Origin of the sequence: Marixanthomonas ophiurae, assembly GCF_003413745.1 — a bacterium.
GTDB lineage: Bacteria > Bacteroidota > Bacteroidia > Flavobacteriales > Flavobacteriaceae > Marixanthomonas > Marixanthomonas ophiurae.
Window position 1 is genome coordinate 339,629 of record NZ_QVID01000001.1, and the last position, 23,427, is coordinate 363,055.

The window sequence follows — 23,427 nt, forward strand, 5'->3', positions numbered from 1 at the left end:
AATTATTTTTTCTCATAGTCTCTATATCAAGGCCTAAAGTAATATAGTGATTCTTTATTTATCAATATGCAAAGTCTCAAAATCTTTATTATTACACATCCAGTTTAAATAAACATATTTTTATCCGAATTATTCACATTGGAAAGTCTCGGGTCTGGTAAAAATTTTTGAAATTTTATAGAGTCAACTACAATAGAATAATATCCTAAGTCATTAACAACTTTACCTGTTATTAAATATACTCCATTAGCACGTACCGTATATTTTTGTGCTATGTTGGGAAAATGAACAGTATCAAAAATAGTTCCCTTAAAATCAATAAAGGTTCCAAAATTCATACGATCACCTTTAGCAGTATTGGTTCCCTTTAAAGTAATCAATTTACCAAAAATAGTTATTTGCTTATTCTCAAACAGCGGAATGTCCTTGGCCAAAATATTCTTTACAACATACTTTTCAATTAAATTAAAATATCCATTTAATGGAAAACCTATTAACTCCATCTCGTCATAAGCATCTATTAGTTTATTTGTGGTAATTTCAGGTAATTTAAAACTAACAGATCTAGAGTGGAAGAGTTTTGGTGCAGAAACATCGCACGGTTTTTTTATGACTTTTAAATGCGCTTCCCACATGATTTGATGTTTATCCAACCTTGTAAAACGAAAAGCATCTATTCTAATCAAAATGATTAACTGTTCTAGGCTTATGGGAACCCTGTCGATAAAATCATCAAAACTTTCAAAAATGCCAAAGGTACTTCGCGATTCTATAACTTTTTGAATGGTTCTAACCTCTAAATCCTTAATTAATTGAAAGCCTAAATAAATAGTTTTGTTTTGGATTATTGTTTCTGATAAACTATTATTAATACAGGGCTTCTCCACAATACCTCCTTGCATTTTTATTTCCTGCACATATGTTTCAATAGAATAAAAGCCACCCCCGTTATTCAATACGGCCACCATAAATTCTAACGGAAAGTATTTTTTAAGATATAAGCTTTGGTAACTTTCAACTGCATAAGAAGCAGAATGTCCCTTAGCAAAAGCATATCCTGCAAAAGCACTTACCTGACCCCAAATTTCCTCGATTAATTTTTCAGGGTATCCTTTTATAATACAATTATCCTTAAACTTTTTTTCAATTGCTCTAATCTCTTTATTGGATCGGGACTTACCACTCATTCCTCGACGTAGGATATCTGCTTCGCCCAAATCCAAACCTGCAAAATAATGAGCAACTTTTAAGACATCCTCTTGGTAAACCATTACACCATAGGTCTCTTTTAAAATCTCTAGTAAAACAGGATGTCCATTTTTCCGTTTTTCAGGAAACTTATGTCTGAGAATATATTCATCTTTCATACCTCCATTGGTTACTCCGGGACGGATAATGGAGCTGGCAGCCACAAGTCCAAGATAGTCTTGAGTTTCTAATTTGGTCATTAAAACCCGCATGGCGGGTGACTCTACATAAAAAACCCCCATACAATCACCAGTTTTGAGCATATTGTTTATGGCAGGATCCGACTTAAATTTGGATACCATATCAATATCAGCCACTTTAGCGTCTGGTTGATTATAGGCTATGATCTCCAAACATTCTTTAATTTTTGAAAGTCCTCGTTGCGCTAAAATATCGAATTTAAAGATACCCACATCTTCAGCAATGTTCATATCAATTTGAACAGTCTGAAAACCTTTAGGAGGCATAAAAGTAGCTGTATAGTAATTGATTGGTTTTTTGGTGATTAATATCCCACCCGAATGAACACTCAGATAATTAGGAAACCCATGAATCAGTTTTCCGTATTTAACGATTAATTGAATGTACTCATCATTTTTGGTGTCCGTATTGTTTCCCTTTAAAAAACTGTCAATCTCAGCTTTTGGCAACCCAAATACTTTTCCTAATTCCCGAACGACAGCTCTAAATTTAAAGGTAACATAGGTGCCCATTAGGGCTGTATTTTTAAATCGGTTAAAAATATAATGGGTTATATCATCCCTATCCCGCCATGAGAAATCAAGATCGAAATCGGGTGGGGACGATCTATATACATTTATAAAGCGTTCGAAATAAAGATCCAATTCTATAGGATCTACATTGGTAATACCGATAATATAGGCTACTATACTGTTTGCCCCGCTACCCCGCCCTATATATGGGTAGTTCTTGGATTTTGCATATTGCAGTAAATCCCAGTTTATCAAAAAATAAGAAACAAAGTCCATTTCTTTTATGGCCTTCAACTCCTTCTCTATTCTTTGAAAGACGATGTTATCTGCATGGGGATATCGATATGCTATATTATCGAAAACCAATTTTCGCAAGTAGGTATAATCTTCTTGTTTATTAGCTAAGTAACATTCTTGATTTTGGTTTTCCCGATTGTTATTGAATAAAAAGTGAACATTGGAGTTTTCAAGAAGATAGTTGGTGTTTTCTATTGCTTTGGGAAACGATTCAAAAACAGAAAGCAGTTCATCTTTTGAAATCATTTTATCTGTTTTTGAGCCTTGCTCCGTTTCTGGCAACTTGCTCAATAAAATATTCAAATCAATAGCCCTTAGCAACCGATGGGCATTGTAATCATTTTGGTTTCTGAAGGATACAGGTTGTTGAATTACTAAATTATCATAGTGCTTGTAACAAGAGAACAATAGTTTTCGCAGAGAAACAATAGATATCCCTATAAACTCGTTCGTAGAAAATTCTTTCTTCTCTAATTCTAATACTTTCTCAAAGGGATATATAAAAAAACAGTTTTTCAGTTTGGGGCATAGTTCTGGAAAGTCTTTTTTTTTATGAAGGTGCTCGGTAAGAAATCCATTGATATTTTGAAACCCAATATTGTCTTTTGCTATAACTACATACTCCTGTTTTGTACCGTTTCTAAAGTCTACCCCAACCGAAACATCGATATTATAATTTGGAGCATTTTTTATCATGCTCAAGCAAGCCGATGTAGAGTTTATATCGGTCAGTGCCAATTGCTTTATATTGTTTTGCTGCGCTAATTCCAAAAGTTCAATTTCAGAAAAAGTGCCATAACGAAGCGAATAATATGTGTGACAATTCGTGTACATTATTGTTTTCTGTGGGCTAACAAAATTGGAGGTTCCCCATTAAAAGGATTACGGTTATTGCGAATCGATTTTACATCCATTGTAGAAGCGCGCATAACTGTATTACTGCCATAGCGATTGCGTATATTGTCTAATGAGGCATACAGGTTTAATCTTTTTAAATTATCGTCGAAAAGATCAATTTGGTAATGTCCGCTGACCAGATGGGAGAAATTGACCCCTATCAAGCGTATTAATACACTTCTATTGTAAAGTTTATTGAATAGATTGTGGATTAATGGGATAAGCACATGATCCGCACTGGTATATGGAATTTTCATTTGTTTAGAATATGTACTGAAATCTGAATACCTAATTTTTACAGAAACGCAGGAGGTAAGTTTATTTCCTTGACGTAATTGATAGGCTAAGTTTTCACCCATGGCACTGAGACAGGACTCGATCTTTTTAACATCAATAGTATCCTTGTTAAAAGTTCGCTCGTTAGAAATTGACTTTCTTTCATTATACTGAATTACGGGTGAGCTGTCAATTCCATTAGCTCTATTCCATATGATTCTACCATTCTTACCCAATACCGAAACAACCATTTCTAAAGGCATATTCTGTAATGTTTTTATATGGTGGACACCTAGATTTCTTAGCTTTTGGGCAGTTACCTTTCCTACCATCGGAATTTTCCGTATCGACAAGGGGGCTAAAAAATCTTTTTCAAAACCTACATCTATTTTTATCTGGTTATTTGGTTTGGCCTCGCCAGTGGCAACTTTTGAAACCACTTTGTTTTGGGACAACCCAAAGGATATGGGCAATCCCGTTTCTTTAATCACTGTTTCTCGTATTTGTTTTGAAAATTTATAATTTCCAAAAAAACGATCCATCCCGGTTAAATCTGCATAAAACTCATCAACGCTTGTTTTTTCAAATACGGGAACTTCATTTTTAATGATATCAGTAACCATATCGGAATATTTCATATATATTCCAGCATCTCCCCGAATCACAATTGCTTGTGGACATAATTGTCTAGCCATTTTCATAGCCATTCCCGAATGAACACCAAAACGACGGGTTTCATAGCTACACGCAGCAACCACCCCTCTATCCCCAGTACCTCCAACAAGGACCGGTTTTTTATTAAGCTTAGAGTCTAATAGACGTTCTACTGATACAAAGAAAGTATCTAGGTCTAGGTGTAAAATTGATTTATTCACTCAGCACCTCCTTCTCAAATTGAACTACGTTTTTGTATGGATTTTTTTTGAGGTAACTTCTAATAATTTGACTGGTATGATAGGTATGATGCATGGGAGAAAGAAAGTTCTCTATTTCTTCTACATTGGAGAAACCTTCACTTTCATCCACAAAACCAAAGCCCCGATACCTCCCTTCCTTTATAAGCACAATGGATTTTTCGTCGCTATTTCTTCCGTTGCCATAAATAATATAGGTGGGTTTGTCATCATTTAAGTGTTCTATCGCTGCACCCACCTTTTTGTTATAATCCTCTATTTCTTCCGTCCCATCACAAATACCTTCACAATTATTTATTTTATAGTGTGAGCACACTTCGACGTTACTCTGTAAACCACAATAACGAGGGCATAAATTATATGTCTCACATATATACTCCAACCGTTCACGAGCTAGTGTTCTATTATAAAACGTCATTAAGGAATCATCTGTAGCCTTAGTTTTGGTAATGGCCAATTGAATGATGTTTCTTTGGTTTTTATATGAAATGATTTTATAAGAGCTTTGAGGTCTTTTTTGCGCTCTGTTAAACTTAGGATAGTATTTCTTTATTAATTCCGATTCCAATAAAAGGGCGGTAAGTTCATTTCCCGTTTCCTCATGCTCAATAAAGAATGATTCTTGACACATTAAATACCCCTTATTCTTTTTATTGTAGATATGGGACAAAACCCTTTTCTTTATATTCTTAGCTTTTCCCACATATATCACTTTTTGACCTTTATTCTTAAAAAGATAGATTCCTGCGGAATTGGGTAAATCCAATATCTGTTTTGAATTTAAGTGTGGTGGTAAAGAAGCTTCCTTGGATCTGGGGTTTAAAAATTGATTGAAAACTTCATAGTTTTCATCCAAACTCATCAATCTCTGAAATAAAATTACCGTAGCATCGGTATCCCCTTCTGCCCTATGTCTGTTTTCAATGGGTATATTTATTGAACTGCAAATGCGACCCAAGCTATAACTTAAAAGATGAGGAATTAATTTTCTTGACAAACGAACCGTACATAGCTTTTTTCGGTCAAATTCCATTCCCAATCTGCGGAATTCATTTCGTATTACATTATAATCGAAATGGACATTGTGGGCGACAAAAATGGTATTTTCAGTAATCTTTTGAATTTCTTCAGCCACTTCATAAAATAGTGGTGCACCTTCCACCGTTTCATTGGATATGCCTGTTAACGCTGTAATATGGTGAGGAATTATCTTTTCAGGATTTATAAGTGTGGTGTATTTATCTAAAATTTCACCATTTTGCAGGATGACAACACATATTTCCGTTATCCTATTCCCACGCATTCCACCGCCCGTAGTTTCTACATCGACTATGGAGAATTTTTTGTTTTCCATCCTTGATTTATTTATTACAAAAGTATAAAATAAAACGGATTAAAGGAAATATTCCATTATATTGGATTTATTCCCAATTTATTATCTCGAGCACTACATATTTCTCCTTTTTCTTTATAGTTTATCGATATCTTTCCATCCCCCTTTTTTTCCATAATGTTCTGACAACAATTATTTTAGAATAGAAGTTTCCTAAACTTTAGATGCAATTTCGATTCTTGGCGAGGGTAAAATATTAATAATTCAAGGTGCTTACAGCATTTTTTATTTTATATAATAATTTAAAAGTAGAACATTTGCTGAACATTTTATTTAAAAACGGGGCGATAAGCACCACCCGGGAAAATAATACCCAACTCTTTTTTAATGAATGCACACACCTATGACGTGAACGGGTTAAACGTCATTGATCTATTACAAACTAATGATGATATCTTTGAAAAACCCAGGCCTACATCAGAGATAAGCCTTGGACAAACAGTTAATAAATGCATTCATAACAACAGTAATGAAAAGCATCGTTTCAACGCCATCTCTGAATGTTCCAGTCTTGTAGATGCCATAAACAAACCATCAAGGGGTGGAAATCGATTTAGTTGTGCTTCCCGGAAAAGACAATGCCAATAAAAGTATGGAAAGATATAGTAAAAACACTAGAAACATTATTGATAATATAAGGGAATGTCCTGTGTTGATTATTCCATCTTCTGCGAAAATGCATGAGAACCCAAAATTTGTATTGGCATCATATTTTGGTTTAGACCTTCCAAAAGCTGAACTCTAAAATTGGTACTCTTTGATAAAAATTGCCAATAGTAGTATTAAGATTGTGACCCTATCTAGCAATGGCAGATGCTGGAACTTTGCTAAAATAGTTATAACTAAAACCTACAAAGCAAAAGTTCCAAACGCAAATAAAGAAGTACATCGACCCTGAAAGATTGCCTTAACTAAAAAGCAACCTTAATTTTTTTTTCGGTTTAACATTGGGGTTAGTAATTCTTGGTGATTTCGGTGTAGTGGATTCTCAGTAATTGCGATTATACATCTTAATTAATGCTTTTTAATTTATTAAAAAAATCCTGCCGTCTATTTCTTGAAACAGGAAGTTTACTATTATCTTCCAATACAATATAACCTTCGTTAAGGTACTTTTTGATATGGCTTAGATTAATGAGATACGATTTATGAATTAAATAAAATGATTGATTGTCCAGTAACTTATTAAAATAGCCAATGTTATGTGAACTCAACATTGATTTTTTGTTCACAAAATGTATTTTAGTGTAACCATTATCTCCTTCAAAATGTAAAATATCTGACATTTTAACAAACTCCAGACCTTCCTGTGAGGGAATAACTATTTTTTTATTTTGAAAAGTTTGGACCCCTAAATTTTCAATAAGTAATTTATTTTTTTCCAAGGCTGATTTGTCTTCAATGTTTTGAATGGCTTTATTGACCGTAATCATTAAATCTTGGTTATCCACAGGCTTTACTAGATAGCCAATAGCACAATGTTTAATGGCTTCAATGGCATAATTATCAAAAGCTGTGGCAAAAATTATTTCAAAATCTGGGTTTTTTATTTCGGCTAGTAAATCGAAACCACTCATTTCGGGCATAGCAATATCAAGAAATACCAATTGAGGCTTTAGTTGTTTTATTAGCTCAATACCCTCATCAGGGCTCTGTGTTTCACTAATTACTTTTACATTGGGGCACAAGCGTTCTAATTTATTTTTTAAAATGGCTAGTGCTTTGCGTTCGTCATCTATTAAAATTGCGGTTACTTTCATTCCCCGATGTTTTGTTTAAAAATTAAGGAAACTATAGTCCCTTTTGCGTGCATATCAATATCTGATAAGTCCTGAATTTCATATTTAATAGTCCACTCTTTGCTTTTATTCAATAAATCTAAGCGTTCATATAACACCTTAGAAGAATTGGATTGATAGTTTTTTGAAGAAGCTTTATAGACTGATTTGGCTTTATTGATTCCAATTCCATCATCTTTTATAGTTACTTGATAGGTATCTTCTTTTAATTGTTTAAATAAGATCTTAACCGTTCCATTATCTTTTTTATGAAACAAGCCATGGTTTACTGCATTCTCTACAATGGGTTGTAGTAACATGGAAGGAATGAGTTGTTCTTCAATATCTATTTTTTCACAGACAGAAACTCGATAGTTTAATTTTTCTTCAAAGCGTAATTTTTCAATTTCCAAATAATTTGTCAATAGTTCGAGTTCTTCATTAATGGTAACAGTTTGTCTTCTGGAATATTCAAAGAACAAACGAATTAATTGAGAAAACTTTGACAGATAATTTTCAGAAAGTTCAACCTCATTTCGCTGTATAAAATACTGAATGGCATTGAGAGAGTTATGTACAAAGTGCGGATTCATTTGACTGCGTAATGCCTTTAGCTCCAAACCGGCTACTCGCTTTTCTTGTTGAGCTTTGTCATATTCCTTTTTTTGAATACGTTTTTTCATATATAGAAATAACAAATACAAACACAACAAAGCCAATAATACAAAACCTATTCTGGCAACCATTGTTTGCCACCAGGCAGGGAGGACGTTTATATATTGTTTGACAATTGTTTGCTTATTATGCTGATTTATGGCTTTTACTTCTAATTGATATATCCCTGGCGAAAGATTAGAGAAATTGAGCGTTTTGGTTTCTGTAGTTGTCCAATTGGCCTGGTTTGGTAACAACCGGTACTGAGAAGTTACATGTTCTTGGTTCACATAATCTTGTAAAGCAAAAGTAATAGACACATTATCACGTTCGGCGTGATTGTAGCTAAGCGTATCGTTTTTTGTTTTAAAATAGAGTTTAGGTTGCTGTGTATAAATTGGACTATCAAGGTTAATTTTTGCTAAACCTATATCACTTGCAACATATAACAAACTGTCTTGTTTATATATGTCGTTGGTGTTATCTTGAAGCAAACCATCTGTTGTATAATAAGCGTCTAGTATTTTAGATTCGGATAAACCTTCTGGTATAATACCTATTTTTTTCACCCCTTTTTGTGTGGCCAACCATAGGGTATCTTCTTCTTTAATAATTTTTTGTACGGACAAACCATCAGTTTCTTTTAGATGAAAAACTTGATCTTCATTGTATAAATAAACGCCCCTACCATCGGTACCCACAAGAAGGTTCTCATTTGAAGACGATAAACTGGTGATAGGTACATTTAACAAGTCATTTTGAAGTTTAGGTTTTACGAGCGAATCATTTTTGAAGACACTTAAGCCATCACTACCACCAGCATAAATCTTATTATTAAAAGCAATAAGATGCTGTAAACCAATTTTACTTCCTAAATATTTAGAATATTTATCTTCGGGCTTGTATTTAATAAGTGCTGAAGAAATTATACAATAATAACTTTTATTGAAATAAAGAATATCCTTGCCTCCTGAAAGAGCTCCACCCAAAAGAATATTATTTTTAGTGGTTTTAATTTGGAATTCATGAAAATTATTATTCTTTAACCCATAAGATTTATGAGCGGCAACAAATAAGTATTGATTTTGATTTGAGTCTTTTTTTATTTGGTAAATCTCACTATGTGGAATATTGAACTCTACTAATGATTGCTCTTTATTTGAAGTGGTGTTTAAATTATAAAATCCTTTATTGTTTACACCTAAGAATAAATTATCCCTATTGCCATTTACTTTTTGCACTTTTAAACCCTTGAAATAAATTGGAGTTTGCAATTGTGTATTTGGAATTAGCGAAATACCTTTTGAAATATCAGTTAGCCATAGATTACCTCGGCTATCTTTATAACTATATTGACTTAGTGGCTCTGGGAAAGTAAATTTTTCTAAAGCGTTAAGTTGATAGTCAAAAATTGTCAAATGGCCTGGAATACTTATTTGAAACTCATTGGCTAAACTCTTACATTTAAAGTACATTGGTTTTTCTACCCCACCCAAATCTTTAAAAGATATGAATTGAGAAGTATTGTTTTTAAAATCAACAAACATCACTCCTGTATCATAAGCTATATAACCTATTTGGTTATACATTACACCTGATGCGATAAATTGAGAACTAATTAAGGGATTCTCGACGGGTAGCGTAATAGGTGTTGTATGCTTAAACTTAAAACCCCAATCATATACTAATAGCTGTTCGTCATTTATATTAATAAAAATGATTTCTTTATTTTCAGGGTTTAAAAGAAAACTATGACTAATATTATAATCATAGCCATACTTTTTTTTGAGTTCTAATTGAAATGAAGCATAATTATCCGGGGTTAATCCCAAATCAATAATTTGATCATTTTTAATCGTATTTACATTATTACTATAAAACCAAAAATTATCTGTGGATTTGTAATAAAACCTTGGCGTTAATAAGTCTTTCTCTTTTGTAGAAAATTTATAAATGCTATCATTCATTAAATAACCCTGATAAGCACTTTTAGAAAAGTACCACAACCTACCTCGATAATCTGTTTCTAACCTCCAAGTATCGTTATTGGGTAACCCATCTTGTATGGTAAACGTTTTAAAAGTTTCACCATCAAACTTAACCACGCCTTGTTTAGTGGCAAACCACATAAAGCCATTGGCATCTTCAGCGATATCATATACATGGTTTGTAGGTAGCCCTTGTTTTGTAGTATAGCGGATAGGTTCTTGTGCAAATAAGGAAATGCAGCAAAATAATGCAATTAATATCGGGGAGTTTTTTATCACATTTTAAAGATAATGTTTATATATTTTTATTTTAATTAATTTTTGTTCTCAATACCCATTAAATAAAAATCAAAGTTTTCTGTTTTAAAAGTTGAAGAATTTAAATCAATTTCATAAAAGTTTGTCGTAGCGGCATCCCTTCTTGATGTTATATAATAGGTGTCATCACAAGCATCATAGGTTGTAGCGTAAAATTCTGGATTTAATACAATACCACTTGCCTTAAAATCAAATATTATTGTTGGGTTTTCGGCAGGATTATTAATATTGATTTCAACTAGTTCTAAACCCTCTCCTTGGTCAGTATTGCGATCCCTAATAGCCAATAAATTTCCATTATTTCGCATTTCCAATCCGAAGAATATTTGATTATTTGTAGCAAAATCAAAATCAGGCACCAATTCAATGTATTGGGTCGTCATTGTATTGGTATTAAACGTGATTAGATTTGAGCCCGAAATAAAATAAATTATACCGTTACCATCTGAAGTCGAAGACATACTTTCCCAGTTAAAATAACTCTGTAACGGGAAGCTATTGCTTGCCAATGTGGTAAGTGAGCCATCATTGGTATTGATAGATTCAATTGTATAATTAGCTGGATCTGTAGCGTAACCAAAATTGTCAATAGTTATGGTAAATAGGTTACCATTATTAAACACGGGTGCCGAGTAAAAACCAGCTACAATAATTTCTTGCCTTGTTTGCGTATCAATATCGTATTTGTATAATCGCTGTTGTAAGGGAAACTCTATATAGTATTGGTTGTTTATAACGTCATAAGCATCATAATTTGAAGGCCTGTTAAACACATCAAACTGATTGTCATCCTGCCCATCTTGTCTAATGTTTTGAAACGCTAATGGTATGTTGATTGGTTTGCTTAGACTATCTAAAGAAAATAAAGGTTGACCGATTTCTTCGGAACGCATAATAAACAAACCAGTATCACATAACCCTTCTGGCGGAATGGTATTGTCATCCAAACACTCACAATTTTCACAACCAAAAACTGCAAAAAGAGATACTAGAAAAATTAGTATTTTAATTTTTTTTCTTTTCATTGCTTTTTGGTTTTTTGAAAAAATTAGTATCTACGGGCTTATTTATAACATCCTCTTTTAAGCATTCTGGGAGTCTCTTTTTTGCTTCGTTTGCATTTTCGAAAACAAGTAAACGCATCATCTTAGTTGGTTCTGGACAGAACTCACTTTCGTTGTCATCCACAGGAATTATTTTCCAATACAGCGCATTATCTGGATAGGGTTTATTTGGGTTTAAGCCAATTTTAAAACGTCTTTTAAAATCCATGATGCGTTTATCTACCTCCTTGTATTCTCCGTTTTCTTTAATATAGAATAGTAACTGATAACCCTTATCTTCTTTCAATGTTCTTGGGTTTTCATCAATCCACTCAAAAATTGCATAAGGCGTTTCACTTAATACTACATAATCATTGTAACCTGGCGCTTCATATATTACACGTTCACAAATATATTCTTCTTTAGGCTCATTTGTTGTTATAGGAATATCTGGCTCTTCTTCAATTACTACTTGTGGGTTTGAGCCACCTCCAATTGTAATGGCTATACCAACGGTTCCATTTACAGTGTTTATATTACACTCGTACGTTTTAGTTATTTCTGGCGTGTTTTGGAGGGTTTCATATAATACGGAAGGTGACTCATCTCCAGTAATTTGTATATCTCTTGAAGTGTAGGTATGGATAAGCCCATTTATATGGGTATAATTTGCTCCAATGTGTATTCCAAGGGTATTTGAAAGTTTGTAGTTAAAACGAAATCCCGATAGCATCATAAAGTTTAGATTACTTTGTGTTTCGTTAGGTGTATTTGCTTCAAAAAGGGTGAATTGCTCTGTTGTTGGAGTAGAAACATCCACAAAATAACGATACTCCGGATAACTTACTTTGGCAATCCCTGCTTTTGTAAAACCCTGTAATTGTAGGTTTTGTGTTAGATTAAAATTAATTGTGGGACCAATATCTAGTTGTAAGCTTTTCCAGTTGAGGTTATCTCCTTGAAATAAAACACTAGAGGTAAAATTAGGGTCATTTACCTGATTAGGAAAAAGCGTTGAAAAATCAGTTTCATAACTATGATACCCGGCATATAAACCCAAGCCAAATACTTTCCAAAGGTTTTGCTTTTCTAGGTGTAGACCACCACCAAAACCATTTTTAGTGTTAAAGGTTTCATTACTAAACGCACCAATGGGTTGTCCTAATGAGAAATCTGGTAGGAGTTGGATTGGGTTTTGTTGGGCATTTGTCTTAAACACATTAAGCACGAACACAAAAATTATAATATATTTCATTAATTACTTTTTTAATCATCCCACATTAGGACATCTTTTCTTAACTCTTGTTCTAAAGTAGGCATAGGATTATCTGGTTTTGGTCTTACTCCTTGAATTATTACTTTTTTTAAATTTCCATCAATCCATCTATAATCTATATAATGAGGTTTGTCATATTCATTGTTGTACAACTCGATTAATTCATTCCACAACTCATCTTGGAATTGCCAATTTTGTCTATACCTTTTCATTAAAAAACTGTGAGCTTCATTCTCTTTTTTTGTTATAACATCACCTGTAGCATCTGCCAAAAATTTATATGGATTTAATTGAAATAATAAGTCTACATATGAAGGTGGCATTAATATGTTTTTAGGATTTCTTCCAATACTAATAATGGATCGAGTATTACCAAGATCATCAATTTCTCCCGCATTAAGCATATAATCTGCTTTTTTCCACCTTAACTCTTGTATTGCATCAAGCATCTCATTATTTCTTTCGCTATCTTCTTTATCATTTTCTTGGCTTGTTTCAATTAATGAATATCTAGTATTAACTAAATTTGGAAATGAATTAACTTCTGATGAGACACCAATAATGGATATAACTGTACCTACTGGCATAATATGTGTTTTCTTAACTCCATTTTCATTTAAACCTTTCCATTCCGGATTAGCACTGATTAATGTTCCATGTTCCATACCCCATGCTTCCTCTAAACTCCAGAATGTATCACCTTCTTTCATAGTATACGTATTTGGACTTACAACATTACCCTCTTCTAGCCCCTCAAGTTCTATATACTGAATTACTTTATTCCCTGAGAACTGGTAAGATGAATAGTGTGGATAATTTGAAGTTAAAGGATCCACAGCAAAAAAGCGTCCTAACCTTGGGTCATGTACTCTGTATTTATAATTAATACTATTATTTGCACCGTTAACCTCATCGTCTTTTTCTTGACCTTGAAAACCATATCGGTGCGCTTCGGCTTCGCTCAGCGACCTATTTTCTAATACCATTCCATACGGGTAATAGTCGTTAAAGGCTTTTATATCTGTATCGTTAAAAGCAATTATTGTATTTGTGGCTTCAGGTATTGGTGTTTTTCGATCGCTAACAACAGTCATCACATTACCTAAGTGGTTGGACACCTCGTAAGACTTGTTGCCTAAAGTGCGGGATTGGTTTTGGGCATTAATGTAGGATGCGATTAAAAGTATTATGATATTTGATATTCTAAACATTCTATATTCTTATTTGTTAGATATTGGCAAACTTTTAATCGGTTTGAACATTTATATTTTCGTTATGACTCATCCTTACAGATATATTTATTTTATAGGATGGTATTCCCATCTGACTTAAAACATTTTTTAGAGAAGCTTTTCGAGCGTTAATTAATTCCTTAAATGTCTTTCCACTATAAGAAGCATTACCTTTTATATACGTTGATCCCATTGCCTCAGCCAATGGAACTAGAGTATTTGAATTATTATAAGTCATAGTCGCCCCCATGATTATATTTACTCGATAAAAACTCGTAGGATCGTTATTAAATATTTGTACAACTTCATCAAAAGTATCTTTTAATTTCGTCCAATTTTGATTACTCATCGTTGCTTCCAACAAATCCCATTGAATAGGTACAATTTTATTGACATTTGTATTATTTACAACAGGAGGTGTGGCAGGAGGTGCAATAGGGGGATTTATGGGTGCTACCACAGGAGGTGGTGGGGGTCTTTTGAAAACTGGCACTATTATATCACTTTTTGGACTTGGAGCCAATTCACTGACCCTATATACTTCCATTTTTGATAAAGTGCTAAATTTTCTTTTTATCAACCAGCCCTCTTGTCTTTGCTTTAAATTAACTTCATCATCATTTGAAACTCTACTGTAAATTGGAACGGCCTCGACAATTGGGTTATTAGCAAATGGGCTTTGGTTATCCATCGGATTGTTGTCATGATTGTAGGAGTATGTTTTTTCTATCCCTCTCTCTGTAAGATATTCCTTATCATAAGAGTCTACTTTCTCTAAACCTTCCATCTCAATCGCATTTATGACAATATTCTCACTAAACGCATAAGTAGAATTATAAGGGTATTTTGAAGATAAAGGATCCACACCAAAAAATCGCCCCAACCTTGGGTCATGGACTCTATACTTATAATTAATACTATTGTTGCTCCCTTTTACTTCATTATCTTTTTCTTGACCTTGAAAACCAAAACGGTAATCTTTACTTTCGTTTCTTCCATCTAGTAACATCCCATAGGGGTAATAATCATTAAAAGCTATTATATCTGTTTCGTTAAAGGCAATGGTTGTATTTGTGGTTTCTGGTGCTGGTGTTTTTCTATCACTCACTACTACCATAACATTTCCTAAATGATTAGATAACTCATACGATTTGTTGCCTAACGTGCGCTTATTGGTCTGTGCAATACTTGTAGTATAACAACCTAAAAACGATATGGAAAGTAAAATTCGCATTAGCATTTTAGTTCATGGTTTTATTTTGGGTATTAGTTCCTAAGCGTTTGTTTCCGTAAAGGATGAAATCTTCTAATGTTAATTTTCCTGTATTGGTATTGTATTTGTAAATGGCTATTGGGTTGCCTTGAGCATCTAGCATATAATAGGTTTCTGTATCTTTTGTTGGGTCATAAATACCAGTGTTTTGGTCTTTTGATTTTACTAATTTCCCAATTCGATTTCCCAAAGGACCATAATAAAAAACTACATCTGCATCTTTATCAGTTTGTATAAAACTGGTTACTTTGTTGCTTACGTTCCAGTTAATCGTTTTGATATTTTCTTGTCGGTCTTGTACTAAGCGTCCTATTTCGTCATAGGTATAATTATTAGCTGTTTGTCCACTTTCTATATCTATGTCGTATCCGGCAGTGGTAATGGCATCCTCCACCTCAAATAATTGGTTATTAACTTTAGCATTAGCTGTTAAAACATTTGCAGTAGTTTTTGGCACTGGAGAATTCACTTTATTATAGCCATAAGTCATATCATCCATTTTTTCATTAGATAAATAGGCACTTGTAATGCTATTCCGTTGTAATCGTTCTATATTTCCATTACCATCAAACCAATAATTAGCGTTATAAAATTCGCTTTCATTACGTGCGTTATCCGTTGTAAAAGCATTATCGTTTAAAGGTTTGTTACTGCCTTTATCCCAATAGGGTTTAGAGCTTTTAATACGGTTAAGTTGATCATAACGATAGGCGTTTGCCATTACTTCAATAGGTTCTTGGGCCAGGTTTTTTAAACTGGTTACCATTTTGGCTATGTTTCCATTGTATAAATCTCTACTATCATTAGGGTTGAGTATGTCAATGGCATCAAAATTCCTGGCAATCACATTATTGCTACTAGATGAAATTGGTTGGTAATGATCTTTATAATAGTGTAAGCTAAAGGCAAAAGGATCGCGACCTATATTTTCGTTTAAGCCGCCTTTCATACCATCTTTTCCTGCATCGCGTTTTGCATCTACCATAGAGGAATTCATAGCAGTTATCCAACCTCTAATATCATAGATGTAGTCGTTTGCAAATACGATTTTATCTCCTATTTCTTCACGGGCTAAAGGTCCATGGGCATAGTAGAAATAACGGGCTTCTGTTTCCCAAATCATGTCATCAACACTGGTTCTTACTTTTACCAAACGGTTGTCGGCATCATAACTATAACGATGCATAAGTTGGTCTTCTTTATCTTTCTGGTAAGATACTTGGTTGACGTTACCACTTACTAAATCATACGTATAATCCAAACGTTTTACACGATGTTGTGCAAATGCCCCCGGAATGGCTCTGTTTTCTTGCCAAAGGGTTTCTACATTCCCTAACACATCGTAGGTGTAATGTGTAAGTGCATCGTACTTTAAAGGTATTTCTCTTTGCGATGGGGGTGTATTGGTACTGTCGTCATAAGAATCTCCTGTATTATCGTAAACAACTGCACTAATTCTGTTTCTTAAATTGTTTTGCGATTGATATGCTGGATGGTTATTGGGTATAATAGCTGTATTTACCTCATCATAAAACGACAAGGTGCGCTCATTTCTCTTTTTGCCGTCTAACCACTTCAGTAATAAATTAGCACCTCCATTAGCCACAGGATTATTATAATCGTTGATATCTTCGGCTGTTACTTTGTCCATAGGAGTAGGGGAAAGTAGTTCTCCAGCTTCAATAGTTCTTCCTAATGCATCGTATTGTAAATAGCTATATGCTTTTCTGGTTAACTGATTTGCATTTTGCGATACAGCCATTCTACCTAAAGCATCATACCAAAAGTTTGAAATACCTCCATCGGGTGTTTTTTGTGTGATTACATTTTGTAAGGAATTGTATTGGTAATTGGTAACCATTAAATGCTGTGTATGTACGAATGGGTTGTTATCAGGATCTTTTAAATACTCCATTGCTTTTTGATGAATCGCTGGTTTTAATATGCGACTGTCATGCACAACAGCTCCAGATTTTAAGTCTTTCTGAAATATGCCGTCTGGTGGTACAGTAGCTACCAAATCGCCTGCCTGGTCATAATAATACAGGGTATAGTGATACTCGTTGTACTCATAATCCATTTCAAATTTCTCTGAATATTGCGCCTTAGCAAGACAGCCAGCAATATAAGCTTGTCTGTACTCTTCTGCTTTTTGATTTAGCAATCGTTCAAATTCTGCATCTGCAATGGCTTGTGCATAGGCATTAATTACTGTTACACAATCTGTGTCTGGGTCTTCTTCCTTTTCGGTTTCATTACAACTAAAGTATTTTGCTAATTCATAAGGAGTAGAGGGATTGCCGCCGGTCCAGGAGTACAGCGGTTTTTTATTACAGCTTTTGTACCAATCAGAAAAATTTGGCTTTAAGCCTAATTCTGTTGTATCAAGAACTAGGTCTAAAGCATCTTGTATTTCTTGGGAATTGGCGGCATTTGCATCAGAAACAATATCTTCATAAGTTCGGTTGGGGTCAATACTTTGATTTACATCTACTACAAAGTTGTTGATTTTTGCGCAGGCACAAGATTCATCAGTTTGTTCGGGCAAGGCTTCTAAAAAACAAGCTTCCGGAAGTTGAGATGAACACCGAATGTATTCTCTTATAGCTTCATTAATGTCTACTGTAACAGCAGGGTCTTTACAGTCTTCTAAATATTGATTATAAACAAATTTTCGCAGTTCATCTTCTTGACTAGGAGTCGCCAGATCACATTTGCTTTTTAGTTTATTAATAAAAGTATCTGCAGCTTCTTCTGCTTGTTTTTCACAGGAAAATTCATTTTCAGAATTTTCCGGGTGATCGGGATCAAGGTTTTCAAACACAAAATTTTCAGGGTATCTAATGGCAAAACCATCAGAGGTAAAGCCGCTATCATCTGTTGATTTTAGGTACAAACCAGAACATTCGCTTTTAACCTTTTGATATTTTAAATATTCTTCATAAAATTTTCTTGCCCTATCTTCAAGTTTTTGTGGCGTAAATTCTGCTCTTGTAGATGCATCTGCATTAGGTCCTAATTCAATAAGTGCATCTTGTGATTGCTTTTTGAAATCGGTATTGGTTAGCCATGTATTTATTTGAGTTTGATCTGCGGGAGTTAAAGGGTCACAATCAGAATGTGAGGGATCGTCTGATGGATTACCATTAGTTCTATTTACATTTTCATCACCTTCTCCTTGAATATCACAAATAGCTTTACCACAACATAAGGTTTTATAGGCACACCATTCAGGATGTAATGACACTAGGATATCTGCGTATTCTGGTTTCCAGTTTTTTCTTAGCTCATTAAATAAACCTTCTCGTTTACCTTCATCACTCCCAAAACAATCTTTTAATCTATAAAATTCTTGGTCTGAAATTGTATTCAGCCATCCGTTCTCATCATAACTTGTATTTAGTGTGTTGACATCTGGCGCAGGTTGATACATATCTGGTAGGTTATCAAAATATTGACCACCTGGAGACATATCTTGTTTTAAGAGCGTTAGCTTTAATTCACATTCAGACATAAGAGGTTCGGTCGGATCATAAGCTTCGCATTGGTCTTTACATGCTACGATCTCTCCTTGAATACGTGTATATTCTTGTTGATCTATAACTGTTGTTACCACATCATTTTCAACTTTAGCCACATGAACTCCCGTTTCCGTGATATAATACTGCACACCATCCCGATCTTTGGCTGTCATAAATGATTCTTCGCATAAGCTTTCACAATCTGGGTTGCATGAAGTAATTGGGTCTATAATTCGTTTTGGAATACAGGTCTGGTTTTCTTTCCATTTTATTACTGCTTTGTCAACCGCCTCTTGATTAAGTGTTAGCTTTTTAACTAATTGATAAGATCCTGTTGAAACTTTTTTTGTAGAAAACTCATAAGGCATTCCATCTAAACTGGTCCCGGTAATTGCTTCTTTTTTAATTTCATCAACCAAAGTCCCTTTATATTTTAGTTTCTGGCGACTACCATATTCATCTAAAAGATAGATTTCTAAATCATAAGCGCATTGGGCATTAACCCCACAATTATTGAAAAGTGCCTGATCTATTTCATACGAAAAATTATAAGTTGTAGTTCCAATAGCGATCAATGTTTTGTTTACGATTAAACTTTCTTCTGAAATTTCATTTAAATCATTTAAATGCACTTTTAAAGTAATTGGCTTATCGGGCTTAGTATCTATAGCCAGCAAATTGTCTGGTTCATCTCCGGCTAAAGATGTTGCGATAACGCGGCCGGATAAATCTTTAATAGCGGCTGAAGCTTGTCCGTTAGCATCTATGGCTACCGTTTTTTCATAATACTCGGCAAAACCTACATTATTTCCAAAGAGCATAAATAATTCTTCCTGAAACGGGGAGCCATATAAAAATTTGGTTTCGTGTTGCATCGCTCCATTGTTTCCAAAATATTCTTTACCAACACCGCTTACTGCTTTTACACGACCCGAACCATCATTTTTATAGATAGTTCTAGAATAAGGATAGCCTTTTGCATCTGGAATGTATGGACTGTTTATTCCCTGAGAATTTGTATTTTGAGTAGAATAATAATACCCGGCGCCAAGATTTCCATTTGGCGACAATTTATCAGGTTCTACAATGTTTGGAGATTGAGGTGTGGTTTGATTACCTCTAATTGGATCTAAATCAAAATCTTTATAACTATAATCTAGTCCAGCTGAATTTTTGTGTAATGGCTTATAATAACGAATCCCTTGACTTTTTTGAGGCGCGGGTAAAACCTGTAAACTGGTCCTACCAATAAAATCGTAAATAGGTTGGGCAATTACAGCTGATTCATCCGTATTTAAAATGGTTGCCGTTTGGGTTGGTTTTAAAATACCATCATAGAAGTTAATGACTTCTTTGCGTTTTCCATCTTCGGCATAGACTACATTGTATTGCCAGTTTTTGTTGGTTTCTAAACCATTCCAGAAATAAAATGTGTTACAATATCTAGAATTGCCTGATGTGTTTCCTGACCTTGGAATTAAATCTACACCATTTTGTTTATAAAGCCCTCGTTGATTAAAAGACCAAGCTCCTTCAACTCTTCTATTGTATATTCCTGAATTTATTGTAGCTTCTTCATAACCAATCGCTCTAATACGATAAATTAAAAACCCTCTAGGATATGCCATCGATATTTTATAAAAATGCTGTTCTGTTGTTATTCTTGTTGCATTTCTAAAGTCGATTTCAAAGTTGTCTGTTTGAGTATTATTTCCAATATCTACAAATAACCATTCTACATCATATTCTGCTGCTCCCGGTAGAAAATCCCAGGAGATGGTATATTCATTTGTAGCATTGCTAAATGTCCCTACACTATTAACTCGTGGTCTTTGATTAGGATTTAAAGTATATATTCTATTTACTTCGAGATTTAAATCGAAATGCACATCATCAGGAATTCTATTATTTATCTGGGCGGTAGTACTTGTATTATTATCTAGTATAATAATATCCGTGATTTCGACTTCGGCTTTAGTAAATTGATCTCCTGATATTGGAAATATTTCGAGAGCAATATCTTTATAATTATTTGTTGGGTGATAGTTGATGGTTAACTTTTTACCGGAAAATATTTGTGAAACAGTTGTCCCGCTTACATAAGTATATAACTTGATGTTATATTCAATTTCTATAGACCAATCTGCACCATAATAATTTCTAAGTGCGTCATCAAAATATAATTTGGTGTAAAGTTTTGTGAATTCTATTTCAAAAGGGTAGGGACAATTTATGGCAGATGAGGAACTACATTTAAAGTATTGATCTTCTAAATTAATTGTATTTCCATATGCAATGTCATCTCCGTTTAAACCCTCGACAAAATGTTCTTGTGAAATAGAATAATGTGATACTAGCAATAAGATTAATATAATATATAGTTTTTTCATCATTGCGCAGTGTGGTTATTTACTAAACTATATCCTTCATAAGGAGTTGTAAGTCGAAGCTTGCTATCAATTTCAATTAAATACTTATTTAATCGAAAAATCGAATCATCTATATTTTGATTGAAGTTGCTTGTTAGATATTCGATTTTTATATGTGCTGGTTGCCCGTATTCTTGACTAACCGAATAGTAGTCGACAGTTTTTAAAAGTTTAGAATCGGTATTGAACGTATACACAGTCTTCTTAAACGTCGGATTTTCTTTGAAAGCTATTGTTGTTATTTGTGTATCCCTCTTAATAGATGCTATCATATCTTTCATTTCAGAAAAATCTGGAAGGGTTGATTTTATGTGTTCTGTTTGTAAGTGCTTTTGCTCTTCTTTATTAAAACTCACATATCTTACTTCTTTTGAAATATGATCTATTACGAGTTGATAATTAGTAGTCTGAATGGTTGTTAATTCTGGTGTTTGGATGTAAAAATTATCATAGGATTTTAGTGTATAGTTTTTTTGTTTGGGATAAGCCAATGTTTCTTTGTTATTAAACATTGCTACTTCAACTTCCATTTCATAACTATGAGCAGTATTATATGTGTTGTATACATCTCTTAAAAAGGATAGCTCTGGATCCTTTTTTTCTTGTGCGATCAATTTCATTCCTATTATTAGAAATAAAAAAGAGAACAGTTTATATATATATGAATATGTTGAGCTCACTATTTCTTGATGTTATTGCGGTTAGATGAAATTGTTTTTATACCCCGTTCGGTTTCCACCTTAGTTTGGGTAAGGTTGCCCTCCTCATCATAATTGTAGAAGGTCGCATAGTTTTGATTGCTTAAAGTGGCCTTTAATCTATAATTGGTTGGATCATAGACATAAGTCTCCATACCTGAGTTGAAGGGCTGTATGCGGATGTCGTCAAAAAGTGTTACTTGATCATCATTTTTATTGCTAAATAGTATTTCACAAGTATTAGACGTAATGGGTATTTCAAAAGTCCCTTCTAGTTTCCTCCACCCATCGATAGTTTGAGACTCTGGTTTCAATTCAATCGTATTTAAAACAGTAGCGTTTGATTTAACTATTATTATTCCGTTATCTGGAATTGAATTGTTCGAAACCCACGCACTGATATAATATTTTTTACCGCGTTTGGGGTAGAAATAATCTTCATCCAATTGATTGTAATCAACCTGATGTTTGATCCCAAACTCAACAATTAGACTTTTTTCTCCGGTATGGGCAAAATTGCTTAATTGATACGTGTTTCCTAAAAATTTAAGATTGCCATGACCGTTTCCATTGTAGACATTATACTGATCAACAGAGTAGTCTTCAAATCCATCAAAAGCAATGTCTGTTGTCTTAGAGTTTGATGCGGAAGCCGTTACTAAATGATTGTTATAACCAAATAATGATGCTGCGTAAATGTCTAATCTGTTTCTTCCTTCTTTTGAAGCTCCATTAACATTGTATTTTGTTACTTCATTAACCCAGCGCCAGTTGTAATTTTCGTTATAGCTTATAGGTTGCTCCCAGTCAAACCAGTAAAATTCTTTGTACTCACCATCTTTATCTAACCTCAATTTATCACCATAATTCCCACTTTGTAATCTGTCTATTAAATATGCCGATGTACGCATGGGTCGCCAAATACCTTTCATTCCATATGCATATGGATTTCCAGCAGAAGTGCTGTTCGCTATATCAGATAAGGAGTATCCTGTTATATCTGTAGATTCATCTTTTAACTCAGAATAATTAAGTTTCCAATCGTCTGAAAATTCGGTGGTATCTGCGTGGAGGATTGTTATGGAGTTACGTTCAATACATTCAATACAATCTTTAATAGTACTCATGTCTATTTTAAATTGAATACCATTAAAGGCACTAGTTGGATCATCATAATACATAAACGCTATACCTGTAATTGGATCATATGAATTTACATTGAATTGAATTTTATCATAGAAAAATGAAACCTGATGTATGGAGAACGATTGATCCATAGGCATAATTTTAGTTTCACATAAAACGTCTTCTCCACCAGTACTTATATCGATAATTTTAAAATCTATATAGTTTACATTGATATTGCTTTGTAGGACAATTTTATAATTATCATCATGACCACAAGGCAATATTTTATAACCTTGAGCTAATCCAAGGTTGGAACTAATGCAAATGAGTATAAGAAACACATTTTTCATA

At 33.7% G+C, this 23,427-nt stretch carries 13 protein-coding genes; 1 reads left to right on the top strand and 12 read right to left on the bottom strand.

Annotated features, from left to right (window positions below; translation table 11 throughout):
• Nucleotides 1-104: 104 nt before the first annotated feature.
• The 3 genes from DZ858_RS01545 to DZ858_RS01555 are packed head-to-tail and all read right to left on the bottom strand — an operon-like array spanning nt 105 to nt 5,699.
• Nucleotides 105-3,092 carry a DNA polymerase III subunit alpha gene (locus tag DZ858_RS01545; RefSeq protein ID WP_117157815.1) on the bottom strand — a complete coding sequence of 996 codons (2,988 nt, stop codon included), beginning with the start codon at nt 3,090-3,092 and terminating at the stop codon, nt 105-107.
• Nucleotides 3,092-4,306 carry a DNA polymerase IV gene (dinB, locus tag DZ858_RS01550; RefSeq protein ID WP_117157816.1) on the bottom strand — a complete coding sequence of 405 codons (1,215 nt, stop codon included), beginning with the start codon at nt 4,304-4,306 and terminating at the stop codon, nt 3,092-3,094. Before dinB ends, DZ858_RS01545 begins: the two co-directional genes overlap by 1 nt.
• Nucleotides 4,299-5,699 carry an exonuclease domain-containing protein gene (locus tag DZ858_RS01555; RefSeq protein ID WP_117157817.1) on the bottom strand — a complete coding sequence of 467 codons (1,401 nt, stop codon included), beginning with the start codon at nt 5,697-5,699 and terminating at the stop codon, nt 4,299-4,301. The genes dinB and DZ858_RS01555 overlap by 8 nt, the downstream gene beginning before the upstream one ends.
• A 580-nt stretch (nt 5,700-6,279) precedes the next feature.
• Here DZ858_RS01555 and DZ858_RS01560 point away from each other — a divergent pair.
• Nucleotides 6,280-6,483 carry a hypothetical protein gene (locus DZ858_RS01560; protein WP_117157818.1) on the top strand — a complete coding sequence of 68 codons (204 nt, stop codon included), beginning with the start codon at nt 6,280-6,282 and terminating at the stop codon, nt 6,481-6,483.
• Nucleotides 6,484-6,748: 265 nt separating this feature from the next.
• On the opposite strand, the gene DZ858_RS01565 is transcribed toward DZ858_RS01560, so the two are convergent.
• The 9 genes from DZ858_RS01565 to DZ858_RS01605 are packed head-to-tail and all read right to left on the bottom strand — an operon-like array spanning nt 6,749 to nt 23,426.
• The gene (locus DZ858_RS01565) at nt 6,749-7,498 is read right to left on the bottom strand and encodes a LytR/AlgR family response regulator transcription factor (RefSeq protein WP_117157819.1); all 750 of its coding nucleotides are present in this window, start codon (nt 7,496-7,498) and stop codon (nt 6,749-6,751) included.
• Nucleotides 7,495-10,437, bottom strand: coding sequence for a sensor histidine kinase (locus DZ858_RS01570; RefSeq protein WP_117157820.1), 2,943 nt, complete (start codon nt 10,435-10,437; stop codon nt 7,495-7,497). The genes DZ858_RS01565 and DZ858_RS01570 overlap by 4 nt, the downstream gene beginning before the upstream one ends.
• 35 nt (nt 10,438-10,472) lie before the next feature.
• Nucleotides 10,473-11,501: a hypothetical protein gene (locus DZ858_RS01575; protein WP_117157821.1), complete on the bottom strand. Its 1,029-nt coding sequence runs from the start codon at nt 11,499-11,501 to the stop codon at nt 10,473-10,475.
• A complete protein-coding gene (locus DZ858_RS01580) occupies nt 11,482-12,774 on the bottom strand; it encodes a hypothetical protein (RefSeq protein WP_147309556.1) in 1,293 nt (430 codons plus the stop codon). Before DZ858_RS01580 ends, DZ858_RS01575 begins: the two co-directional genes overlap by 20 nt.
• 11 nt (nt 12,775-12,785) lie before the next feature.
• On the bottom strand, nt 12,786-14,006 hold the full coding sequence (locus DZ858_RS01585; RefSeq protein ID WP_117157823.1) for an RHS repeat domain-containing protein: 1,221 nt from the start codon (nt 14,004-14,006) through the stop codon (nt 12,786-12,788).
• Between the two features lie 34 nt (nt 14,007-14,040).
• Nucleotides 14,041-15,261 carry an RHS repeat domain-containing protein gene (locus tag DZ858_RS01590; protein WP_158548336.1) on the bottom strand — a complete coding sequence of 407 codons (1,221 nt, stop codon included), beginning with the start codon at nt 15,259-15,261 and terminating at the stop codon, nt 14,041-14,043.
• A 7-nt stretch (nt 15,262-15,268) separates the two neighbouring features.
• Nucleotides 15,269-21,214, bottom strand: coding sequence for an RHS repeat domain-containing protein (locus DZ858_RS01595; protein ID WP_147309557.1), 5,946 nt, complete (start codon nt 21,212-21,214; stop codon nt 15,269-15,271).
• Nucleotides 21,211-21,870, bottom strand: a complete 660-nt coding sequence (locus DZ858_RS01600) for a hypothetical protein (RefSeq protein ID WP_117157826.1) — start codon at nt 21,868-21,870, stop codon at nt 21,211-21,213. The genes DZ858_RS01595 and DZ858_RS01600 overlap by 4 nt, the downstream gene beginning before the upstream one ends.
• Before the next feature lie 59 nt (nt 21,871-21,929).
• The gene (locus tag DZ858_RS01605) at nt 21,930-23,426 is read right to left on the bottom strand and encodes a carbohydrate binding domain-containing protein (protein ID WP_117157827.1); all 1,497 of its coding nucleotides are present in this window, start codon (nt 23,424-23,426) and stop codon (nt 21,930-21,932) included.
• Nucleotide 23,427 lies beyond the last annotated feature (1 nt).

Coding starts and splice junctions, on each gene's coding strand:
- DZ858_RS01585 (WP_117157823.1), bottom strand. CDS start 14,006: ATGTTTAGAATATCAAATATCATAATACTTTTAATCGCATCCTACATT.
- DZ858_RS01605 (WP_117157827.1), bottom strand. CDS start 23,426: ATGAAAAATGTGTTTCTTATACTCATTTGCATTAGTTCCAACCTTGGA.
- DZ858_RS01590 (WP_158548336.1), bottom strand. CDS start 15,261: ATGCGAATTTTACTTTCCATATCGTTTTTAGGTTGTTATACTACAAGT.
- DZ858_RS01575 (WP_117157821.1), bottom strand. CDS start 11,501: ATGAAAAGAAAAAAAATTAAAATACTAATTTTTCTAGTATCTCTTTTT.
- DZ858_RS01600 (WP_117157826.1), bottom strand. CDS start 21,870: ATGAAATTGATCGCACAAGAAAAAAAGGATCCAGAGCTATCCTTTTTA.
- DZ858_RS01580 (WP_147309556.1), bottom strand. CDS start 12,774: ATGAAATATATTATAATTTTTGTGTTCGTGCTTAATGTGTTTAAGACA.
- DZ858_RS01595 (WP_147309557.1), bottom strand. CDS start 21,214: ATGATGAAAAAACTATATATTATATTAATCTTATTGCTAGTATCACAT.
- DZ858_RS01565 (WP_117157819.1), bottom strand. CDS start 7,498: ATGAAAGTAACCGCAATTTTAATAGATGACGAACGCAAAGCACTAGCC.
- DZ858_RS01545 (WP_117157815.1), bottom strand. CDS start 3,092: ATGTACACGAATTGTCACACATATTATTCGCTTCGTTATGGCACTTTT.
- DZ858_RS01555 (WP_117157817.1), bottom strand. CDS start 5,699: ATGGAAAACAAAAAATTCTCCATAGTCGATGTAGAAACTACGGGCGGT.